This window comes from Chryseobacterium sp. FW101-FHT12H09 (genome assembly GCF_058790395.1).
The window spans coordinates 790,862-811,812 of the sequence record NZ_JBYTCP010000001.1 but is presented as its reverse complement, the minus strand read 5'-3'; the positions used below and the strand labels follow the sequence as shown (position 1 = coordinate 811,812).

General features: G+C 33.3%; 22 protein-coding genes and 1 riboswitch. Of the genes, 16 read left to right on the top strand and 6 right to left on the bottom strand.

The genetic code is table 11. The features are described 5' to 3' along the window. Positions 1–10: 10 nt before the first annotated feature. From AC3WRL_RS03660 to AC3WRL_RS03625, 8 genes are all read left to right on the top strand, one after another. Complete coding sequence (locus tag AC3WRL_RS03660; protein WP_492329752.1) at positions 11–2,209, top strand: thioredoxin-like domain-containing protein; 2,199 nt, start codon at positions 11–13, stop codon at positions 2,207–2,209. Between the two features lie 24 nt (positions 2,210–2,233). After that, on the top strand, positions 2,234–2,560 hold the full coding sequence (gene gldC, locus AC3WRL_RS03655; RefSeq protein WP_214832359.1) for a gliding motility protein GldC: 327 nt from the start codon (positions 2,234–2,236) through the stop codon (positions 2,558–2,560). 91 nt (positions 2,561–2,651) lie between these two features. Continuing rightward, a complete protein-coding gene (locus AC3WRL_RS03650) occupies positions 2,652–3,791 on the top strand; it encodes a cystathionine gamma-synthase (protein ID WP_214832350.1) in 1,140 nt (379 codons plus the stop codon). Between the two features lie 100 nt (positions 3,792–3,891). Continuing rightward, complete coding sequence (locus AC3WRL_RS03645; protein WP_214832342.1) at positions 3,892–4,344, top strand: GNAT family N-acetyltransferase; 453 nt, start codon at positions 3,892–3,894, stop codon at positions 4,342–4,344. A 35-nt stretch (positions 4,345–4,379) separates the two neighbouring features. After that, positions 4,380–4,886 (top strand): DinB family protein, encoded by a 507-nt coding sequence (locus tag AC3WRL_RS03640; protein ID WP_214832335.1) that lies wholly within the window; start codon positions 4,380–4,382, stop codon positions 4,884–4,886. A gap of 127 nt (positions 4,887–5,013) precedes the next feature. Continuing rightward, on the top strand, positions 5,014–5,349 hold the full coding sequence (locus AC3WRL_RS03635) for a hypothetical protein (protein WP_492329751.1): 336 nt from the start codon (positions 5,014–5,016) through the stop codon (positions 5,347–5,349). A 122-nt stretch (positions 5,350–5,471) separates the two neighbouring features. Then, the gene (locus tag AC3WRL_RS03630) at positions 5,472–6,020 is read left to right on the top strand and encodes an L-threonylcarbamoyladenylate synthase (protein WP_214832331.1); all 549 of its coding nucleotides are present in this window, start codon (positions 5,472–5,474) and stop codon (positions 6,018–6,020) included. Between the two features lie 138 nt (positions 6,021–6,158). After that, a complete protein-coding gene (locus tag AC3WRL_RS03625) occupies positions 6,159–7,583 on the top strand; it encodes a CCA tRNA nucleotidyltransferase (protein WP_261511226.1) in 1,425 nt (474 codons plus the stop codon). A gap of 159 nt (positions 7,584–7,742) precedes the next feature. Here the strand turns inward: AC3WRL_RS03625 and AC3WRL_RS03620 are convergent, their stop codons facing one another. The 3 genes from AC3WRL_RS03620 to AC3WRL_RS03610 all read right to left on the bottom strand — a co-directional run bounded on the left by AC3WRL_RS03620 (position 7,743) and on the right by AC3WRL_RS03610 (position 11,461). Beyond that, complete coding sequence (locus tag AC3WRL_RS03620; protein WP_214832318.1) at positions 7,743–8,780, bottom strand: YncE family protein; 1,038 nt, start codon at positions 8,778–8,780, stop codon at positions 7,743–7,745. 11 nt (positions 8,781–8,791) lie between these two features. Further along, positions 8,792–10,639, bottom strand: a complete 1,848-nt coding sequence (locus AC3WRL_RS03615; RefSeq protein ID WP_492329750.1) for a TonB-dependent receptor plug domain-containing protein — start codon at positions 10,637–10,639, stop codon at positions 8,792–8,794. A gap of 33 nt (positions 10,640–10,672) precedes the next feature. Then, positions 10,673–10,850: riboswitch (cobalamin riboswitch) on the bottom strand. A gap of 128 nt (positions 10,851–10,978) precedes the next feature. Then, positions 10,979–11,461, bottom strand: a complete 483-nt coding sequence (locus AC3WRL_RS03610; protein WP_261511229.1) for a cytidine deaminase — start codon at positions 11,459–11,461, stop codon at positions 10,979–10,981. 102 nt (positions 11,462–11,563) lie between these two features. Between AC3WRL_RS03610 and namA the strand changes: the two genes are divergently transcribed. The 3 genes from namA to AC3WRL_RS03595 are packed head-to-tail and all read left to right on the top strand — an operon-like array spanning position 11,564 to position 13,278. Beyond that, positions 11,564–12,616 (top strand): NADPH dehydrogenase NamA, encoded by a 1,053-nt coding sequence (namA, locus tag AC3WRL_RS03605; RefSeq protein ID WP_492329749.1) that lies wholly within the window; start codon positions 11,564–11,566, stop codon positions 12,614–12,616. A gap of 30 nt (positions 12,617–12,646) precedes the next feature. Continuing rightward, a complete protein-coding gene (locus AC3WRL_RS03600) occupies positions 12,647–12,937 on the top strand; it encodes a DUF2752 domain-containing protein (RefSeq protein ID WP_214832304.1) in 291 nt (96 codons plus the stop codon). A gap of 20 nt (positions 12,938–12,957) precedes the next feature. Next, a complete protein-coding gene (locus AC3WRL_RS03595; protein ID WP_214832301.1) occupies positions 12,958–13,278 on the top strand; it encodes a CCC motif membrane protein in 321 nt (106 codons plus the stop codon). 192 nt (positions 13,279–13,470) lie between these two features. Here the strand turns inward: AC3WRL_RS03595 and AC3WRL_RS03590 are convergent, their stop codons facing one another. From AC3WRL_RS03590 to AC3WRL_RS03580, 3 genes are all read right to left on the bottom strand, one after another. After that, on the bottom strand, positions 13,471–15,270 hold the full coding sequence (locus AC3WRL_RS03590; protein WP_492329748.1) for an endonuclease: 1,800 nt from the start codon (positions 15,268–15,270) through the stop codon (positions 13,471–13,473). Positions 15,271–15,470: 200 nt separating this feature from the next. Further along, entirely contained in the window at positions 15,471–15,998 is a 528-nt protein-coding gene (locus AC3WRL_RS03585) for a DUF4136 domain-containing protein (RefSeq protein WP_214832291.1), read from the bottom strand. 1 nt (position 15,999) lies between these two features. Further along, positions 16,000–16,182, bottom strand: a complete 183-nt coding sequence (locus AC3WRL_RS03580; RefSeq protein WP_089027353.1) for a C1orf53 family protein — start codon at positions 16,180–16,182, stop codon at positions 16,000–16,002. Positions 16,183–16,220: 38 nt separating this feature from the next. Between AC3WRL_RS03580 and AC3WRL_RS03575 the strand changes: the two genes are divergently transcribed. The 5 genes from AC3WRL_RS03575 (at position 16,221) to hemL (ending at position 20,902) form a co-directional block, all read left to right on the top strand. After that, positions 16,221–16,547 (top strand): hypothetical protein, encoded by a 327-nt coding sequence (locus tag AC3WRL_RS03575; protein WP_492329747.1) that lies wholly within the window; start codon positions 16,221–16,223, stop codon positions 16,545–16,547. A gap of 94 nt (positions 16,548–16,641) precedes the next feature. After that, on the top strand, positions 16,642–17,550 hold the full coding sequence (locus AC3WRL_RS03570) for a 1-aminocyclopropane-1-carboxylate deaminase/D-cysteine desulfhydrase (protein ID WP_214832287.1): 909 nt from the start codon (positions 16,642–16,644) through the stop codon (positions 17,548–17,550). Between the two features lie 17 nt (positions 17,551–17,567). Then, positions 17,568–18,620 (top strand): glucosaminidase domain-containing protein, encoded by a 1,053-nt coding sequence (locus AC3WRL_RS03565; protein ID WP_214832284.1) that lies wholly within the window; start codon positions 17,568–17,570, stop codon positions 18,618–18,620. Between the two features lie 29 nt (positions 18,621–18,649). Continuing rightward, positions 18,650–19,594: a hypothetical protein gene (locus tag AC3WRL_RS03560; RefSeq protein ID WP_492329746.1), complete on the top strand. Its 945-nt coding sequence runs from the start codon at positions 18,650–18,652 to the stop codon at positions 19,592–19,594. Between the two features lie 18 nt (positions 19,595–19,612). After that, entirely contained in the window at positions 19,613–20,902 is a 1,290-nt protein-coding gene (gene hemL / locus AC3WRL_RS03555) for a glutamate-1-semialdehyde 2,1-aminomutase (protein ID WP_492329745.1), read from the top strand. The last annotated feature ends 49 nt before the right edge of the window (positions 20,903–20,951 follow it).

Here is a 20,951-nt window from a genome sequence, read left to right as displayed (position 1 = left end):
TCAACACAAAATGAAAAAATTACTCATATTGGTCAATACTGAATGGCTAAAGATAAAAGGACTTGGATTGGTTTATTTAGGATTGATCCTAGGTGCTTTAATTCCTCTTATCGGTTTTTTGAATCAAACTTTTAATCCAGGATTTATTACTGCAGAAGATCTTCCAGCCTCCGTTTTTGAAAGCACTATAACCGATACTTTCAAAGCTTTTTCTCTTTTCTTTCTGCTGCTTTACATTATTATTACAGCAAATAGAATTGCTCAGGTGGATCATAAGAATAATGGTTGGCAACTTATGGAAACACAGCCGATCAGTAAATTTCAGCTGTATCTTTCTAAATATATTGTTCTCTTGATCTTAGGCTTTTTGTGTATAGCTTCTTACTTTATATTTAGTATTCTTTTTTCTTTATTGGATTTCTATATTCATCCCAGTGAAACAAAACTGCTTACTTTCGATTTGCTCTGGGTTGTGAAAACATTTACTAGGTTATGTTTCGCGATATTAGGTGTTGCAGCGGTTCAGCTATGTGTTTCTGTGGCTTTTCCTGGCTTTATTTGGGCTTTTTTAGTGGGGATTCTTGGACTCATTGTTAATATGTATTCTCTGGTTGAAAGAGTAAGTCTTCCATATATTCCATACAATTCCATCTATATTTTAAGTAAATCTCCTAACATAAGAAGTCTTAGTCATTTTGTTACATACAGCGAATATTTAAGCTTGTTTTGGGCGATTGTATTTTTTATAATAGGATATTTTTGGTATCGAGGAAAAAGTTTCAAAACTGCTTTTCTAAAAAGTAAAAAACAAATTATCCTTTCATGCATTTTTGTAATTGTGGTATCTGGGGCATTCTTTATTTTAGAAAAACCAAAAGCTTACTATAGTGAAGGTTCGGGAATTGTGATCAAAGGAAAATTGAGTACAGATCTGAAAATAGACTCCATAAAGATTTTCTCTAAAGATTTTCATAAAAAGATCGGAAGTGCTGCTGTAAGAGATGGGATCTTTTTATGGGAAACAAAACAAGATTTACCATTTGATGAATATAGTCTTGAATTTGGAACTAAAAGAATTGATTTTATGATGGGAGATGGGGATCGATTTGACTTTAATATTCGATGTAACACCATGCATATTCTTTATTATCTTAATTCTAACCGATCTGCAGAACAGGAGTACAAAAATGAGGAAGATGGCTTTGGATCTGAATTTTCTTATGCTGTGGATGGGCAGAAATATAATGATGATCCCATCCAATTTTATAAGCTGGCTCAATCTGACTGGAAAAAGAATATGAAAAGGCTTGAGTATTATACAGATTCTGAGAATCATGCACTTTCTGATGAATATAAAGCATACCGAAAGCAGTTGCTTGCTATTCAGTATTTGAATGAGATTAATAATTATAGAAAAATGACTTCCTATGATGATCCTAAATTTGCTCCTCCAGCTTCCTTTCTGACAGAATTAAATACAGGAATTAAAAACCCAACTCTATTATTAAGCAAGAATGATGATTATATTCAATATAAACTTGATCAAATGCTTACTGATAAGGATAGATTATCAAATGCTGACAGTATTCTTTTTATAAAATTAAATACTCTGCCAAATGGAATTAATAAAGATCGTCTTTTAACAAAACATCTTGTTAAAAGTATGGAATTAGAATCTGATAGTCTTTCAAGAAATCAGCTCTTTGCAAAAGAGATTAAAGAATTAAAAGATATTGATTATCAGAAATTGGTTGAATCCAAGTTCGAGCAGCTTAATATCTCTCAAAAAGGTGCTCCATTTTTAGATTTAAAACTCCTTGATAATAAAGGAAAAGCTCATCAACTATCTCAATACAGAGGAAAGTATGTGGTCATAGATCTGTGGGCGACATGGTGTGGACCATGTAAACAGATTCGTCCGATATTTGATACCCGAAGTAATCAGTATCGCTATTACAGCAATATTCAGTTTATTTCGATCAGTTTGGATCAGGATAAAACCAAGTGGGTGAATTATTTGAAAACAAAACCGTCGAAAGTGCCACAATATTGGTTATCAGACGCACGAGAGTTTATGAACAAGTATAAGATCCAGACAATTCCAAGATTTATTATCATAGATCCTGATGGAAAAGTTTTCAACCTAAATAGTCCATTTCCTGATGAAGATAATTTCGTAGAAATTTTAGATAAGCTCAAGAAGTATTAACTTTGTGAAAAATTTAAAATTGATATGAGAAAGACTCAGATAACGATAGACGTTGAATTGGATGAAAACCATATTCCTGAATTAATAACCTGGAATGCGCAGGATGGAGGAATTGAAAAGGAAGAGACTAAAGCAACAATGATTTCTGTTTGGGATGAAAAAACAATGGAAGCTTTAAGAATTGACCTTTGGACCAAGGAAATGCCTGTTGATCAGATGAAGATGTTCATCCACCAGATTTTAGTTTCTTTAGGAAATACCTACCAGAGAGCAACCGGAGAAGAGGATGTAGCACAATGGATTGAACAGATTGCAGAAGAGTTTGCCATAAAGTCCGCAATAAAAATGTAAATAAAATTTACCAATATATCAATGTACCAATGTATTTTTAATTGTTAAATTGTTACACTGGTAGATTGTTACATTATAAAAGAAAAATATTATGAATTTCAATACAAAAGTTATACACGGCGGACAACACCATGAGTCTGCAACAGGTTCTGTAAATGTTCCGGTATTTTTAACTTCTACTTTTGCACAAAAAAGCCCTGGAGTGCATTCTGGTTACGAGTATTCAAGAGCAGCTAATCCAACAAGACAGGCTTTAGAGGATTCTTTAGCAAGTATCGAAAACGGAGCAAGAGGTCTTGCTTTCGGCTCTGGTCTTGCAGCCATCGACTGTGTTTTAAAATTATTAAATCCCGGTGATGAGGTAATTGCTGTAGATGATTTATATGGTGGAACTTATAGAATGTTCACAAGACTTTTTGAAAAATACCAATTGAAGTTTACTTTCGTAAATTTTGATGATGTTTCTAAAATTGCTGACGTTATCACAGATAATACAAAGCTGATCTGGGTGGAAACACCTACGAATCCTTTGATGAAATTGGTGGATATCAAAGCTGTTGTTGAAATTGCTAAAGGAAAAGATATTTTAGTAGCAGTTGATAATACTTTTGCAACTCCTTATATCCAAAGGCCAATCGACTTGGGTGCTGATATCGTAATGCATTCAGCTACAAAATACTTAGGTGGACATTCTGATGTTATTGCTGGGGCTCTTATCGCTAAAGATGCTGAATTGGGAGAAAAGTTACATTTCATCCAGTTTGCAAGTGGTGGTATATTAGGACCTCATGATTCTTATTTGGTATTAAGAGGAATTAAAACATTGGCATTAAGAATGCAAAGACATTCTGATAATGGGCTTGAAGTAGCAAAATATCTTGAAACTCATCCTGCTGTGGATAGAGTAATTTATCCGGGATTAGAGTCTCACCCACAATATGAATTGGCAAAATCTCAGATGAAAGAAGCTGGCGGAATGGTGTCTTTCACTTTCAAATCTGGAAAAAAAGAAGACGCAATCAAATTCTTAGAAAGAGTAAAAGTTTTCACATTAGCTGAATCTTTAGGTGGAGTAGAGTCTTTAGCCAATCACCCGGCATTAATGACGCATGCATCTATTCCTGCAGAAAAAAGAGCTGAATTAGGTATCACAGACGATTTGGTTCGTTTAAGTGTTGGTATCGAAGATAAAGAAGATCTTATTGCAGATTTAGAAAGAGCTTTTTCTTAAATTAAAAACAATAAACATCCGGTTTTGATCAATGCTTTTTATATTTTGCTTAAAATAGTATGATCAAAAACGGATGTTTTTTTATAAACCAAATCTTAATATGAAAAACACAAGAAAGGCAACCACTGAGGATTTACCTCAGTTATCAGAATTGTTTGATCAATACAGGGTTTTTTATCACAAAGAATCTGATATTCCAAGTGCGGAAAAATTTCTAAAAGAAAGAATTGAATATAAAGAATCTGAACTCTTTGTTGCTGAAACAGAAGGTAAGTTGGTAGGATTTGTTCAGCTATATCCTTTATTTTCCTCTACAAGAATGAAACGCTATTGGATATTGAATGATTTATATGTGAATGATTCTTACAGAGGGAAAGGTTATTCTAAAGAATTAATCGAAGAAGCTAAAGAACTATGTAAATCTTCAGGTGCCAGCGGAGTATTGTTGGAAACAGGAAAAAGCAATGATATCGGGAATCAGCTATATCCATCTTGTGGATTTGAATTATATGACTCTGTTAATTTTTATGAATGGAGTAACCCGGATCAATAAAGAATTACTAATTACTTATAACTAATAGAAGTCATATGACCGATTTTCAAAAATACATTCAAAGATATTTAGACCAGATTCCATCCGAAGACTGGATGGGAGAATTAAACAAATCAGGGGAGAAGACTACCGAAATTTATTCTACTCTTACTGAAGAGCAATCTCACTTTGCTTATGGAGAAGGGAAGTGGACATTGAAGGAGTTGCTTCTACATTTATCAGATACAGAAAGAGTGTTTCAGTATAGAATTCTTGCTTTTGCAAGAGGTGAGGAGGCCGCATTGCCAGGATTTGATGAAAATGATTATGCCGCCCGTTCTTTCGCCAATGAAAGAAGTTTAAGTTCCCTTTTAGAAGAATACAAATTGGTAAGAAAATCTTCTCAAATATTACTAGAAACACTTAATCCAAGTGCTTTAGCCAATAAAGGGATTGCCAGCGGAAATGAGATAACGGTTGAAACAATCGGAAGGCTTATTGTTGGGCACAATTATCATCATTTGCATATTATTGAGGAAAGGTATTTGCCGAATTTGCTGTAAAACTAAAAGAAAGATTGGTTATAATTAAATTTCAATGATATTCCGGAAAAATTTTTTACTAATACCTCTATTTATTTTTTTTATCTCCCTTTTTTTCAATGCTTTTAAAGTTGTTGATTTGGGTAAGATGACAGATTACCAATCTGGATTGATTCTTCTTTTTGGAGCAATTAGCTTTCTGGGTGGCGGAATATTAGAGTTTTTTATTTGGACTGCTAATTTATGGTTTTTATTGGCTATTTTGTTTCTGTATAAAAAAGAATATTTTATAGCTATTTTATTTGGATTATTAGCTTCAGCTATATCTTTATCATTTATTTCTTGGAAAGAAATTTTAGTTTCTGAGAATGGCAGAATGGGAGAGATATACAGTTTAGAAATAGGTTATTTTTTATGGCTGTTTTCCATTTTGTTTACGACGATTTCTTCTATTTATTTAAAAATTACGGTTAAAAATAATTGATTTTTCTTTAATTCCCCCCAGGGGGCTTTAGCCAAAACATAATGAAAATTCTTATTTTTGACAAAACAAATAAATAAAGGTCTTTGCTCTTTTACCTTTATTCTTTCTTCTAAAAAATTAAAATGGAAAACATTATCAATATATTAAAATCCGGTGGAACGATTCTTTACCCCACAGATACTATCTGGGGGATTGGTTGTGACGCGACCAATGTCGAAGCGATCAATAAAATCTTTGATATCAAAAAGCGTGAGAAAAATAAATCCATGATTATTTTAGTGGAGTCTGAAAAAAGACTGCAGGACCTGGTAGATGTTCCGGAGATGGCTTGGGAGATCATTGACTTAAGTGAAAAACCGGTAACAATCGTCTATGAGAATCCAAAAGGCTTACCCAAGGAATTACTAGCAGAAGATGGAAGTATAGGAATCCGTTTAGTGAAAAATGATTTCTGTAAAAAACTGATTACAAAACTGAACAAACCTTTAGTGTCAACATCAGCCAATTTTAGTGGAGATAAAAGCCCATTAAAGTTTTCTGACATTTCCTCAGAAATAATCAATTTGGTTGATTATGCCGTGGAAGAAGATCGAGAAAAGGTTTCTAAGTTTTCAGGATCTTCGGTTATAAAAATATGGAGTGATAATAGAATAAAAGTTCTTCGGGAATAGAAAACAAGATTTTAATTATCTTTGCAGATCATTTAACCATTAGGAAATTAAGAAAGATGGAGTTTGTTTAAAATACATCAGTTTTTAAACATTGATCTACAACTGGATTTCTTAGTGGTTTTACATTAAATAATAAATATGTTCATCAATCTTACTCAAAATAAAAATCTAAAGCTTTTTAAAATAATCTCGGAAGTAGCGGCCAGAAATAATCAGTCAGTATATATTGTTGGTGGGTATGTTCGGGATTTATTGATGAAAAGAAAAGCATCTACAGATATTGATTTTGTTACTGAGCAGAGTGGAATTGAACTTGCCCAAAGTGTAGCTGAAGAAATTGATCCTAAGTTAAAAGTTTCTGTTTTTAAGACCTATGGAACAGCGATGATCAAATATAGAGATCTTGAATTAGAATTTGTAGGAGCAAGAAAGGAAAGCTATACTGAAAATAGTCGTAAACCTGAAGTAGAAGGAGGCACACTGGAAGACGATCAGAAAAGAAGGGATTTTACCATTAATGCAATGGCTATCTCTTTGAACAAAGATAATTTTGGAGAACTTATTGATCCTTTTAATGGGATAGAAGATCTTGAAAAGAAAATTTTAAGAACACCTTTAGAGCCTGTCCAGACTTATTCTGACGATCCACTGAGAATGATGCGGGCAATTCGTTTTGCCTCTACCTTACAGTTTACAATAGAAGAAAATTCATTATTGGCGATTAGTCAGGAAGTAGAAAGAATTAAAATAGTTTCTATGGAAAGGATCATGGTGGAATTTAATAAAATTATGATGTCTGAAAAGCCTTCTATCGGATTAAGTTTATTAGGACAGACAGGGCTTTTAAAATACATTATCCCAGAGTTAATAGAGCTGAAAGGAGTAGAAGAGGTAGAAGGACAAACCCATAAAGACAATTTTTATCATACTTTAGAAGTGGTAGATAATATCTCGTTAAATACAGATAAACTCTGGCTACGTTGGGCAGCATTGCTTCATGATATTGGAAAAGCTCCCACAAAGAAATTTGTTGAGGGAACGGGCTGGACATTTCATGGACACGAGTTTTTAGGTTCAAAAATGGCAAAAACGCTTTTTCAAAGACTTAAATTACCTTTAGGTCCAGATTTAAAGTATGTCCAGAAAATGGTAAAACTTTCATCCCGTCCAATTGCTTTGATTACAGATGATGCATCCGATTCTGCATTAAGAAGGCTATTGTTTGATGCCGGTGAAGATATGGAAGATCTGTTTACACTTTGTAAAGCAGATATAACGACGAAAAATTCTAAAAAACAGGATAAGTTCAAACGTAATTTTGAATATGTTGCCGTCAAAATAAAAGAGGTTGAAGAAAAAGACCAGGTAAGAAACTTTCAGCCCCCAATTTCAGGAGAAGAAATTATGGAGATGTTTGATCTTAAACCGGGACGCGAGATTGGGATTTTAAAAGAAAAAGTAAAAGAAGCTATTTTAGAAGGTGAAATTTTAAATGACCATGATGAGGCGAAAAGATTCGTAATTATTGAAGCTGAAAAATTAGGACTAGAAGCTAAAATTTAAAATAAAACTTCAAATAATAAAAAAGATCTGAAAAACTATTTCAGATCTTTTTTATTTAAATCTTTTATAAAAGAAATCCGGGCTGCCCTAAGGCAGCCCGGAAAAAACACAAATGATGAAAAAAAATAAAATTTATTTGTATATCGAAGTATAAATTTCTTAATTCAGATATACACCATTAGAACCTTTACCCGTTGTAAAGGACTTAATCTTTGATCCTGAAGTTGTATATACTGTAATTTCACTGTCTTCAGTAAAGTTTTTAACGTCTGATGTGAAGATTTTTCCATCTACAACGCTAAATCCATATAAAGTATAATATTGTCCACCGTCTACAGCTGTAATAATAGGAGTTGTAGGAGTGATATTAGATGTCATATTCATTGAATATACTTTGTTGGCAGAAGAGAAGAAATACTTCCCGCCATCTATCTGAAGATTGGTGGCATTAGCAATACCTGTTAAAGTAGTCGTTTTGGTAATGTTTCCAGTATTAGAGATCTGATAAATATAGGAATCTGTAGCTTCTGAAGCAATAACATAAACATTTCCATTATAAGAAATAGTTCTGTTGATATTTCCGTTTGGTAATGTGATTACAGATTGTATTTCATTATTTGAAGTATTGATGTAGGTAATTTTGTTTCCAAAACCAAAACTTGCATTTTGAACAAAAATGTTTCCTCCAGCTTCAACAATTCTTTCTACAGCATCATTGAACGTAATTTTTTTAACGAAAGATAAATCTGAGCTTTTATAAATGCTTACATATTTTGCACCGTTATACTTATCGTTAGTTACATATACGTTATTAGTAGTAACGGCAACATAACGAGGCTGATCAATTTGATCAGTAATTGTACCTGTACTTTTAAAAGTATAACGGTTAACCACTTGAATTTTATTGGAATTGTTCAACAGAAGATATGCTTTGTCACCATTGAATGCTACAGATTGTAAAACATCTCCCAGTTGAGTTCCATTGTTTTTAGAAAAAATACTGTTCTGGCTAAAAGTCAGATCTCTTGAAACAAAAGTTACTTCTGCATTAGGCTTTCCAAAATTCCCTTCATTAGCGATTAAGAAACCATTTTCATAAGTAATTACTGGTAATGTATCATCATCATTGTTACTACACGAAATATTGAATAGCAATATGGTAGCAAATAAAAGTTGTAAGAGTTTAGTTATTTTCATGTTATTTTTAATTAAAAATTTATTGTTGCTGAAATACTATAGTTTCGTTTTGGCATAGGATAATAGGATACCGTTTCATAAACAGTATTGGTTAAATTATTTACTTTAAACCCTATGATGTATTTTTTTAGGATGGTTGCCGAAATTCCAGTGTTTAAAACAAAATAAGGATCCAGAGCGTCTTCTCTTTTTTCATCGGTTGTGGTATATGTAAGACCGTTAAATAAACCCTGAACATAAAATTTTAAGAAATCGTACTGATAATCAAAATTTCCAAAAACTTTATGAAGTGGGACATATACCATCTGGTTCTTAGTTTCTTTGTTAATTGATTTGGCAAAGGTATATCCAACATTGAATCTGAAATGGTGTTCATTGAATTTTTTATCAAATGTAATCTGAGATTCTAAACCATAAGATTCCACCTTGTTGATATTTACAGGAGACCAATAACCGTATTCTGTAGGAAGCCAAACAATATTGTCTGAAATATTAAGATAATATGGGCTTAATGTAAGTTTAAACGCACCAAATTTAAAATCATGATCCATATCTATCTGGAATGATGTTTCTGGTTTTAAATCAAGGTTTCCCCCGGGATTCCAATACAGCTCATTGAAAGTGGGAAATCTGAAGTTTTTGGATATATTCAAACCTACGCTGTACCATTGTAGAGGATCCCATTTTCCGGATAATGAATAAAGCAGAGGTGCATTTATATTTTCAACAAAATCTTTTTTTACTCCAGCCTCAAAACGCAGATCTTTCGTTGGGAAATAGCGTAATAATCCAGCCACAGATCCCACATTTCTACTTACATTTCCAATTCCCTCTGTTTTTATACCTGGGATGACGGGCTGATATCCTTCTCCTTTATTCACCTGAAATTCAGTAATTACATTAAAATTCAGTTTTGGAACAATGAAATAGTTAAAATCATTTTTAAAAATGTAATTCTTTCCTGTAGATCCACTTGTTTTTGGAGCGTTATAATTGCCGAAATATTGAAAGTTTTCTTCTGTATAAGCTGCTTTTAGGCTATTCGAAAATTTACTTTTATTGATGTCCCAAGAAAGTAAGCTTCTGGTACTTTGTGTCTCATATCTTGTTCTGTTCCCATTTTCGACAAAAATGGGATAGTTTTGAGCGGAATCAAAAAACTGACTTTGCCACGAAAGGGTTTGATGATTGGCAATTTTGTATGATATACCAACATTAAATGTTGTATTGTAATATTTCCCGTTTCTGTTTAGGTAATTTTTCTCTTCAACTTCATAATCATTCTGACTGATCGAGTGATTTCCCGAAACTTTAAAACTGAACTTATCATTGCTATAGGCAGCTTGAGCAAAATTATTAAAGGTGTTAAAAGAACCTGCCTCAGAATATAAAGATGCTTTGAAGCCATCATTAAAGCCTAAATTGTTATTGAGATGAATGCTTCCTCCAATAGCACCACTTCCATAAATGACACTTCCACCACCTGCTTTTATTCCAATCTGATCATATCCGAATAAAGGGATATTATTAATGTCTCCTTGTCCAAGAAATATGGAGTTAATATTAATCCCATTCCATACAAAAGCAGTCTGTTGTGCAGTTGTTCCCCTAAATGAAGGCGAAGATACAGCACCACGGCCATTTTCTTTAATGTAAACGCTGGACTGGAAACGTAGAAGCTCTGAAAGATTGGTGGAGTTTTTTTCCACATCTTGTGGAGTAATCGTATTTACCTTATGAAAAAGCTTTACTTTATTCATTTGGTTGTCAAAAATATACACGGTGTCAATTGCTTTCTCCTGTCCCAGACAAAAAAAATAGGCAGATGACGATAAAAGTAGTACTAAAGTTTTTTTCATACTATTTTACTTTTCCTCCGAAAGCAATATATTTTTGATATTATCATTTTGGCAGGTCTCCTGACTTTCGCTTTTCTATACCTTCCCGTTTGCACAGTGGTTTGTTATAGAATATGATAGTTGCGATTTACAGTTGCGGGGACAGTTTGGGTTTTCCACCCAATTCCCTATTATTTTCAATAGCTTGAAAACCAAAATTTTTGCAAAGATAAGTTTTTAAAAAGAAACGCCAATTTTATCTATTAAAATGTGTTTTTTTAAATCAGAAATCACGAAATATTCTGTTATTAAATGATATTGATAAGCAAATTTAAACTTTCATGATTTTACTCTTAGTGATTATAAAAACGTAGCATCAAAATAGAAAGGTAGTAGATCTTTAATGGAATGAACTTTTACAATCTCATCATTCATGCTTGAGAAATAAAGATCAATATTTTCATTTTGCTTTGTTTCGTACTCCATTAAACTTTGTCTGCACGCTCCACATGGAGGGATAGGAGGATTCTTTTCAGAAAATTCTTTAGGTCCGCCCACGATAAAGATCTTTTTGATCTTTTGATCCGGAAAGTTAGCACCAACCCAGAATAAAGCTGTTCTCTCAGCACAAAGTCCTGAAGGAAAGGCTGCATTTTCCTGATTGTTTCCAGAGAAAATTTCACCGTTTTCCAGCAAAATGGAACAGCCAACAAAAAACTCAGAATAAGGGGCATAAGCATTTTCACGAGCTAGTTTCGCTCTTTCGAAAAGTTTTTTTTCTATATCGTTCAGTTCGCTACTATTTTTAAAGTATTCATAGCCGATCTGTATGTCTTTTTTCATATATTGGAGCCTAAAAAGGGGGGATAAAATTAGTTCTTTTTCAGCACGTAGGCAAGCCAATTTTATTCCGTCATTTAATATTAAAATCCAAAATAGATAAAGATGTTATATACTCCAATACAGTTTAGAAATGTTGAACTGAAAAACCGTTGGGTAATGTCTCCCATGTGTATGTATTCGTGTGAAAACGGATTAGCAAATGACTTTCATTTTGTCCACTATGGAAGTAGATCCCAAGGAGGAACAGGATTAGTAATGGTTGAAGCAACGGGTGTTGAACCTCGTGGAAGAATTACCAATAAATGTATGGGTATCTGGAATGACGAACAGGCGGCCAAGCTTCAGAAAATTGTAGAATTCATTCATTCAAATTCTGAAAGTAAGATTGGAATCCAGCTGGCGCATGCTGGAAGAAAAGGATCTACCTGGAATAATATTCAGATTCCCATGGAGGAAGGATGGGAAACTCTTGCTCCAAGTCCAATTCCTTATCATCCGACTGAAAGAATTCCACATGTTTTAACTGTTGAAGAAATTAAAGAACAGGTTCAAAATTTTAAGACTGCTGCAAGAAGAGCTGTTAAAGCTGGTTTTGACATCATAGAAATTCATGGGGCACATGGTTATTTGATCCATCAATTTTTATCTCCACTTTCTAATATCAGAACAGATGAATATGGGGGAAGTTTTGAGAACAGAATAAGATTTCTATTAGAAATTGTAGACGCAGTTAATGATGAGTTGAACGAAAATGTAGCACTATTTGTTAGAATCTCAGGAACTGAATATGCTGAAAATGGATGGAGTGTTGATAACAGTGTAGAATTGGCAAGAGTTTTAAAGGATCATAATGTAGATTTAGTAGATGTTTCCAGTGGTGGAAATATCCATGGAGCAAAAATATCTGTTTTTGATGGTTATCAGGTACCTTTCTCTTCACGGGTAAGAAATGAAGCTGTAGTAAAGACAGGAGCAGTAGGTTTGATAACTAAAGTGGAACAAGCCGAAAATATTTTACAAAAAGGAGACGCAGATCTGATCTTTATTGCCAGAGAGATTTTGAGGAATCCCTATATTGCCATTCAGGGCTCATTTGAAATGCAGGAAGAATGTTTTTTTCCGCATCAATATCTCAGAGCTAAAATTTCTTCTTAATTTTAGATAATAATAGTAAAAATACCAAAAATGAAAATCGAAGATTTTATGCTGCCTTGTCCAAGTAAGAAATTCTTAGGAATAGAATGCTTTGGTTGTGGTACACAAAGAGCAATAGTTTTGGTTTTTGAGGGAAAATTTTCGGAAGCCTTTCATATGTTTCCTGCAGTATATACCTTACTGCTTTTTTTATGTACTGTGGGGTTGAATTTTATTGACAAAAAAAGAAATTACGGTAATGCATTAGTTTTTTTAGCAATTATTAATTCAATTATCATGGTAGTTTCCTATTTTTACAGACATCCTTTACCAATAAATTAAAATTATTAAAATAAAAAACTATGAATCAAAAATTACCAAACGCAACAACAGTATTAGTATTAGGAATCGTTGCAATCTTAGGAAGTTGCTGCTGTAACGGAATTGTTGGAGTAATCTGCGGATTAATCGGAATGAACCTTTATAATAAGGATAATGCTTTATATCAACAAAATCCAAGTTTATATTCAGATTTTGATAATTTGAAAGTAGGAAGAATATTATGTATTATCGGTCTTATTATAGGAATTCTAAGTTTAATATACATGATCTTTGTTCTTTCAACAGTGGGTTGGAGCGGTTATATGGATCAAATTAATCAATTAAAAAACATGGGTAAATAAATATCCAGTTAATGATAACTAAAAAGACTGCAATGAAAATTGTAGTCTTTTTTATTTAAAAAATAATCTCTTGAATGATTGTATAATAAAAGGTAATAAGCACAGCTAAAGAGAATTAAAATAATATTTAATAGTAAAATGGCTTCTCTTTAATTAAAGAGAAGCCATTATATTTATAATTAAGTTAAATTTTTATTTAACGATAAACTTCAAACTAGAGTTATCTAATTTCAGAATGTAAATTCCCTGTTCAAGACTTTTAATTTTAATTGAGTTTCTGCTGTTTTTAAAAGGGCTGTTAATAGTCTGCATTACTTTCCCTTGTAAATTATAGATCTCCGCTACTTTAATATTTTGAGTCTCACCTTTAACGAAGATTTCCTGATTTGAAATTGGGTTAGGGTAGATTTGTAAATCTCTGGATTCTATCTGTAAGTCGGAAGCAGTGCTCTTGCTTTGCTTTCCCGTTCCAGAGTAACAAGTCCAGTTTAGGTTGTCAAGAGCCACTCTGTTACTTGTTGAATTATTTTCTAATGTCACAATCACATTACCGGAAACATTGATGTTATTAATAGTGGTAGTTGCAGTTGTTGCGCTATAAGGAATTGTTCCTACCTGCGTTCCATTGACAAGAACATTGAATGTTCCGTTGCTTCCACTGAATTTTAATTGAGTTGTCACTGTTAATGATCCAATACCGTTACTTGAGCTGCTTGATTTTAAAGAACCATCTCTCACAGTAATTGCTTTGTTAGAAATTGTCTGGTCAGTTCTGGAATCTGTTGCTGTCCAAGTAATTCCACTGTTAGTCCACGTTCTTGTTGAATAACTTGATGAGCTGCCTGTAGGAATTGTTTCAAAAGTTTCATTTACACAATCAGTTGGCGGATTAGTGGTTCCGGATTCTGTTGTTGCAGAAACGGTTGAACTGTTTGAAGAAGTATTTCCAGCTGCATCTTTAGCCACTACATAGAAATTATAGGTGGTAGAAGAACTTAATCCTGAAATATTAGCAGAAGTGGAGCTAACATTGGTTTTTAAGCTTCCATTCATATAAACGTCATAAGAAGAAACTCCTACATTATCTGTTGATGCACTCCATGAAAGAGAAACACTACTGGATGTTTTTCCTGAAACGGTAAGACCTGTAACTGTAGTGGGTGCCTGTGTATCATTTGAAGGCTGCTGAGATCCCCAAATTTGATCTACATAAGCCGGATTATCAATAAAAGGATTTCTATTTCCCTGGTAAGTATAAGTAGCATTGTTTCTGACGATTTCTGTCTGAGAAACAGGATCCTGATTATGCCAGGCTAATAAAACATTAAGCTCCCAGGTTTGTAATCCAGGGAAAGTTGTATTTCCAAGCATGTTACCTGAAGAGAAAGTAGAAAGTTTGCTTTGATAACGTGTTACAAAATAAAAGATCATACGGGCAACATCACCTTTGAATTCATCGATAGGCTCGAAAACTGTTCCACCATATCCTGAAGAAACAGAATTTCCTAGTTTTGAACCGTTTTTAGAGGTGAATGTAGCTGTTCCAACTTTTCCGAAAGGATAATTAGATCTCATTCCATTTACCTTTCCATCAGTTGCTCTGATAAAATTCACATCGGAAACCATTGGTGAAGCTTCATTAAATAAACTTTGTGGAACAATATGCTCACGGTTATAGCAATTTCCTTCTACTGAATAAGTACCACATTGGTTAGTAACTACCGTATAGTTATAAGGATCCGCAGCAGTAGGCTTTTCAGAATAGATATCCATAATAGAACCATCATTTTCGTAGGTTTTATCAATATCAGTTGTTTTATAAGCCGTCCATAATCCGCCATATCCTTTGTCCTGATGTCCATTTGTTATGATGGTGCTTAGTGCCGTTTTTAAAGAAGCACCGGTAAGTCCATTTGCAGAAGAATAATAACCCGACGGAGCCTGGGCATTAGCAACACCTGCAAAAGCAAGAAATAAGATAATTTTTTTCATATTAATAAAATTTAGGGTGTAAGATTACTACAATTTTACGAAAAGATAAATTACATTATTGTTAATTTTGAATGCTATGCATTAGATGCTATATTTAGCTGTATTCGTGAGATTTCCTGAGTCTTTTCCACGTTTTTGAGCACAAAAAAGCCAATACAGGGCTGTATTGGCTTTATATATAATTTTGATCTAAATAAATTTTATTTTCTCTGTGGAGGATAATTTTTCATTATTTCCGCCATGATTTCTGGAATTTGTCTTTGTTTTGATTTTGGAGAATCTACAGAAATTCCGCTACCGATTCCCTGCCAAACAAGTTTATTGGTTTTTGTGTCAATAAGATCAACAATTAGAGCCCCTTCGTTGTAGTTGCTCGTCCATGTTCTGCTCATTCCAATTCCCCAACCGAAAGAACCACCCCATCCCCACATTCCGTAAGGAGAAGTACTGTTAATATCTGTTATTTTTTTGTGATTGGCTTTTACATTGACAATTAAATCCGGATTTTCTCCTGATGAAAGACCTTTAGTTTGTAATTGTCTCGATAGTTCATTCAGAACTCTATCTTTATCAATATCATTCAATTTCAAGTCATCAATTCTTATTTTATAAGTTTTGTAAGATGTGAAATTTGCTGTTTCGGCGTAGTCAGAACGTACCTGAAATGGGCTACAAGAAGTTAATCCTAAAGTAGCCGCGGCTAACAAAATAAAAATATATTTTTTCATTTTATTTATTTTTTTTATCGTTTTTAATGAATGTATCGGTCTTTTTATCGTATCCGTAAGGACAGTGTCTACAGCCACTCTTACAACAATATCCTCGTTTCAGATGAAACTTTTCTGTAAAAACTTTGTACCCTTGTTCATTGTAGTAAAAGTCTTCATGTTCTTTGATGTCAAAATGAGCCATAAGTTAAATCTTGATCAAAAACTTTTATATTTGTTACTATGATAATTGTGTGCCAAAAACCATTAAAAAAATTAAAAATTAATGGCATTGCTCTCTTTCCCTTTATCTTCGTAAGGAAACCCGAAGATAAGGAAAATAATGTATTGATCAATCACGAGAAAATTCATTTAAGACAACAATTAGAACTACTGATATTTTTCTTCTATATTTTCTATGTTATAGAATATTATTATCACCTTTTCAAGCTTAAAGATCCTTATCTGGCTTATAAGAATATTTCGTTTGAAAGAGAAGCCTATGCGATGGAAAGTGATCTCAACTATCTGAAAAAAAGAAAATTATGGAGCTTTTGGAAATACTTATAATAAGGGGTCTGAGTTTGGTTTAAGTCAAAACCATCAGAACACTTGTTAATGCTAAAAACACTAATTTTGTTAAAACAGTATCATTTAAATTAAAATGCTATTAAAAGTCCCAACCGAAAAAATTCCCATTCAGGAAATTTTCATCGATAAAAAGGTTAAACTTTTCATTAAAAGAGAAGATCTTGTTCATCCTTTGATCTCGGGAAATAAGTACTGGAAACTTTTTCATAATGTTAATAATTATTTAGGAATCCATATTGAAGATCCATTGATCATCACTTTTGGTGGCGCTTTTTCTAATCATATTTCTGCTGTTTCTGCAGTAGGAAAATTATTGGGAGTTCGTACAATTGGAATTATAAGAGGTGAGGAACTTAAAGATAAATGGCGGGATAACCCTACATTGGTTTTTGCTTTTAGAAACGGGATGAACCTAAAATTTGTTTCCCGTGAAGAATATCGCAATAAAGAAAAATTATCAGAATTTTTACAACAGGAATTTCCCGGAGCTTTAATTGTTCCGGAAGGGGGAACCAATGAGGATGCTGTTCAAGGTGTAAAAATGATGCTTAATAATGAAACAAAAGAATTTGATTATCTTTGCACGGCAGTTGGGACGGGAGGAACAATTGCTGGTATTTCGAAATTTTGTGAAGGGAATCAGAAAGTTATAGGTTTTAAAGTAGTTGATGATTCTTCATTACAGGAAACGATCTATCAATTAACCTTAAAGAAAAATTTTAATCTAATAGATTCTAGTTTTGGAGGTTATGGTAAAATAAAGGATGAAAACATTCGTTTTATGAATGATTTTAAAGAGAAATATGATATTCCTCTTGAACCGATTTATACAGGAAAAATGATGCAAAAAGTTTTTGAACTGATTGATGAAGGTTATTTTCCTGAAGATAGCAAGATTTTATGCTTTCATACCGGAGGTTTACAAGGGATTGAAGGTGCTAATTTGCTTTTAGAAAAACAGAATAGAAAATTAATTATATAAAGTAAAAATTGAAAAACATGAAAAGACTTTTCTTGCTAATAAGCCTTTTAGTTTTGTCAAAATTCTCAGCTCAGACTTGGGCTACTGAAGACCAATATATTCAAAAATTTGCTCAATATGCAGTAGAAGAAATGGAGAAATATAAAATTCCCGCTTCTATTACTCTTGCTCAGGGACTTTTGGAGACAGGAGGGGGGCAAAGCAGGTTGGCTCAGGAAGGGAAAAATCACTTTGGGATAAAATGTAAAGAAGACTGGACCGGTAAAACGATGAAACATACTGACGATGCACCTAATGAGTGTTTCCGTGTATATGATGATCCCAGACAGTCCTACGAAGATCATTCGATATTTTTATCAACAAGAAAGTATTACACCAATTTGTTCAATCTGGATATGAAAGATTACAAAGCTTGGGCGTATGGTTTAAAAAAGGCTGGATATGCCACTAACCCTCGTTATGCTTCTATTCTGATTGGTAAAATTGAAAGATATAAACTTTATGAGTTTGATAATACCAATTCTAGAGAGGTTCTTTATGCCGTATTAAGCATGTATCCGGATCTAAAAGATGACAGAGCTTTTATGGCAAAGCTGGAGCCTTCAAAAGTTACAAAAAAAGACCCTGTTACAGTGAGTGTACCATATAAGCAGACTTCTTATGCACAGCAACAGAAAAGGGTAGAAAGAATTAAAACAAAAGCTGAAATTCTCAATTCTATTTTAATAAAAAGTCATCCGAATGATGGTTTAAAATACATTGTTATTCCTGAAGATACCGATGTGAAATACATTGCCAATAAATTCAAAGTAAGCGAAGGCAGGTTGATCAAATGGAATGAATTGGAAGGTACCACTCTTAAGAAAAACGAAATTGTATTTCTTGAATCAAAAAATTCAGCTGGAAATACAGCAATTTACAAAGCTGAATCAGGTGAAGATATGCATGATATTGCACAGAAATTCGGAATCAAGCTACATAAACTATACGCAAAAAACAGAATGGATGAAGGTCAGCAACCTTCTGCAGGCCAGTTAATTTACCTGATAGATAAGAAGCCTAGAAATTAATACCCAGTCAAACCATGAAAATGCTCAATATGGATATTAAATATCTATGGATATTTTTATTATTCATATCCTGTACTATGTTTTCGCAGGAACTGGACTATATTCCATACAGAAGAGGAAAAGTCTGGGGATTATGTGATGCAAATAGACGCGTAATGGTTCAGCCACAATATTACAGTATTAGTTTTTATGATCATTCTGTTGGTGGATTTCACGCTGAACAAAATGGTAAATTTGGTATTATTGATAAAAACTCTATCCAGATAATGCCTTTTATTTCAGAAGGCATGCCTATAAGTATAAGTGGTGATACATATATTGTTTTTGATGGATTTGACTTATACAGGTATTCTATTAAATCTAAAATGAGACTGGATAGATTTGTTACTGTTTCAAATACTGTATTGAATGACTCGGGATGGTCTTCTTCTAAGATCTACGAGGGCAAAATGATAAGAGAGAGTTTAGATGAAGAAGATTGGAAGATGCTGAAGCCTTTCGATAATGATCAATACAGTTTTAATTTTAGAATAAATTATCTTGAAATAGTTTTAAATAATAGATCTATAGGGATTTATATTCCTAAACTCAAGAAAATATTTTTAGATACTCCTAATATTACACATGTTGGAGTACAAATTTATAATGGAAAATTTTATGTTGTAACAACAGATTCGAATGGCTGGTTATTTGGTTTGATGGATGAGAACTCTAATGAACTTTATCCAATCAAGTACTTGTCAATTGCTTTAATAGATGGTAGTGGCATTATTATTCTCTCTGAGCCTGATCCAAACAATCAGAATAATCGAATTTTTAAAACAATTCTTCCAGATAATCGAATTTTAGATGGAGAATTTTATCCAGATAGTAAGATTCTAAAAAATGGCTATCCATTTCAGCTATACTTTAAAATGGTTGATGGACAAAAAAATTATGCAGGAGAAGATGGAACCCTTTATTTCGAGGGTTAAATAATAAAAAATAAAAAAATGAAGTATCAAAGAAGTTCGGCTTTATTTGAAGAAGCCTATAAATACATTCCGGGAGGGGTGAATTCCCCTGTTCGGGCATTCAAATCAGTGGGTGGAGTTCCTGTGTTCATGAAATCGGCAAAAGGAGCTTACCTTACGGATGCGGATGATCATGCCTACATTGATTATATTAATTCTTGGGGTCCTGCAATTTTGGGACATACTCACCCTGAAGTTTTGGAAGAATTAAAAATTCAGGCGGAAAAAGGGTTCTCTTTTGGTGCTCCTACAGAGCTGGAAACTGAAATTGCAAAATTTATTGTAGAGAACGTTCCAAATATTGATCAGATCAGAATGGTTTCTTCGGGTACTGAAGCTTGTATGAGTGCTGTAAGATTGGCGAGAGGTTTTACAGGAAGAGATAAGATTGTGAAGTTTGAAGGATGTTATCATGGTCATTCAGATTCATTTTTGATCAAAGCAGGAAGTGGCGCCGCTACTTTTGGAAATCCAAATTCTCCGGGTGTAACAGCTGGAACTGCAAAAGATACTTTATTAGCAAGATATAATGATTTTGAACAGGTAGAAGACTTATTCCGTCATAATCAGGGAGAAATTGCCGCTGTAATTATTGAGCCGGTTGCCGGAAATATGGGATGTGTTCTCCCGGAAAATAATTTCTTACAAAACTTAAGAAAGATCTGTGATGAGAATGGAGCTTTATTAATTTTTGATGAGGTCATGACAGGATTCAGATTAGCTTTTGGTGGTGCTCAGGAACTTTTCAATGTGAAAGCAGATTTAGTAACGTACGGAAAAGTGATCGGTGGAGGTCTTCCGGTAGGAGCTTTTGCTGGAAGAAACGAAATCATGGATCATCTGGCTCCGAAAGGGGGAGTATATCAGGCTGGAACATTAAGTGGAAATCCTTTGGCTATGAGAGCGGGTTTAAAAACACTTCAGTTGATTAAAAATGATCAGAATTTCTTCGAAGGACTTAATAAAACAACGGAAACCTTAGATTTTGAAATTGGAAAAATTTTAAATGAAAAAGGGATCGCGCATAAGATTAATAGAAAAGGTTCTATGATGTCGGTTTTCTTTCATATCAATAGGGTATCGAATTTTGATGAAGCGCAGGAAGCGAATCATTCCTTGTTCAATAATTTTTTCCATCAAATGCTAACCAATGGAATATATCTTCCACCAAGTGGTTATGAGACATACTTTATCAGTGATGCCATTAAAGATAAAGAAATTGATATGACATTGGAAGCAGTAAGAAAATTTGAATATTCCAATAAATAAATCAAAAAATAAGACCGGATTGTAAACCCGGTCTTATTTTTTGATTTAA

Bases quoted from the DNA above. Each gene is read 5' to 3' on its own strand.
- hemL (WP_492329745.1), top strand. From the start codon at position 19,613: ATGAAGTATCAAAGAAGTTCGGCTTTATTTGAAGAAGCCTATAAATAC.
- AC3WRL_RS03600 (WP_214832304.1), top strand. From the start codon at position 12,647: ATGAAAATCGAAGATTTTATGCTGCCTTGTCCAAGTAAGAAATTCTTA.
- AC3WRL_RS03610 (WP_261511229.1), bottom strand. From the start codon at position 11,461: ATGAAAAAAGACATACAGATCGGCTATGAATACTTTAAAAATAGTAGC.
- AC3WRL_RS03635 (WP_492329751.1), top strand. From the start codon at position 5,014: ATGACAGATTACCAATCTGGATTGATTCTTCTTTTTGGAGCAATTAGC.
- AC3WRL_RS03660 (WP_492329752.1), top strand. From the start codon at position 11: ATGAAAAAATTACTCATATTGGTCAATACTGAATGGCTAAAGATAAAA.
- AC3WRL_RS03580 (WP_089027353.1), bottom strand. From the start codon at position 16,182: ATGGCTCATTTTGACATCAAAGAACATGAAGACTTTTACTACAATGAA.
- AC3WRL_RS03575 (WP_492329747.1), top strand. From the start codon at position 16,221: ATGATAATTGTGTGCCAAAAACCATTAAAAAAATTAAAAATTAATGGC.
- AC3WRL_RS03585 (WP_214832291.1), bottom strand. From the start codon at position 15,998: ATGAAAAAATATATTTTTATTTTGTTAGCCGCGGCTACTTTAGGATTA.
- AC3WRL_RS03590 (WP_492329748.1), bottom strand. From the start codon at position 15,270: ATGAAAAAAATTATCTTATTTCTTGCTTTTGCAGGTGTTGCTAATGCC.
- AC3WRL_RS03645 (WP_214832342.1), top strand. From the start codon at position 3,892: ATGAAAAACACAAGAAAGGCAACCACTGAGGATTTACCTCAGTTATCA.
- gldC (WP_214832359.1), top strand. From the start codon at position 2,234: ATGAGAAAGACTCAGATAACGATAGACGTTGAATTGGATGAAAACCAT.
- AC3WRL_RS03565 (WP_214832284.1), top strand. From the start codon at position 17,568: ATGAAAAGACTTTTCTTGCTAATAAGCCTTTTAGTTTTGTCAAAATTC.
- AC3WRL_RS03560 (WP_492329746.1), top strand. From the start codon at position 18,650: ATGGATATTAAATATCTATGGATATTTTTATTATTCATATCCTGTACT.
- AC3WRL_RS03630 (WP_214832331.1), top strand. From the start codon at position 5,472: ATGGAAAACATTATCAATATATTAAAATCCGGTGGAACGATTCTTTAC.
- namA (WP_492329749.1), top strand. From the start codon at position 11,564: ATGTTATATACTCCAATACAGTTTAGAAATGTTGAACTGAAAAACCGT.
- AC3WRL_RS03640 (WP_214832335.1), top strand. From the start codon at position 4,380: ATGACCGATTTTCAAAAATACATTCAAAGATATTTAGACCAGATTCCA.
- AC3WRL_RS03595 (WP_214832301.1), top strand. From the start codon at position 12,958: ATGAATCAAAAATTACCAAACGCAACAACAGTATTAGTATTAGGAATC.
- AC3WRL_RS03650 (WP_214832350.1), top strand. From the start codon at position 2,652: ATGAATTTCAATACAAAAGTTATACACGGCGGACAACACCATGAGTCT.
- AC3WRL_RS03625 (WP_261511226.1), top strand. From the start codon at position 6,159: ATGTTCATCAATCTTACTCAAAATAAAAATCTAAAGCTTTTTAAAATA.
- AC3WRL_RS03615 (WP_492329750.1), bottom strand. From the start codon at position 10,639: ATGAAAAAAACTTTAGTACTACTTTTATCGTCATCTGCCTATTTTTTT.
- AC3WRL_RS03570 (WP_214832287.1), top strand. From the start codon at position 16,642: ATGCTATTAAAAGTCCCAACCGAAAAAATTCCCATTCAGGAAATTTTC.
- AC3WRL_RS03620 (WP_214832318.1), bottom strand. From the start codon at position 8,780: ATGAAAATAACTAAACTCTTACAACTTTTATTTGCTACCATATTGCTA.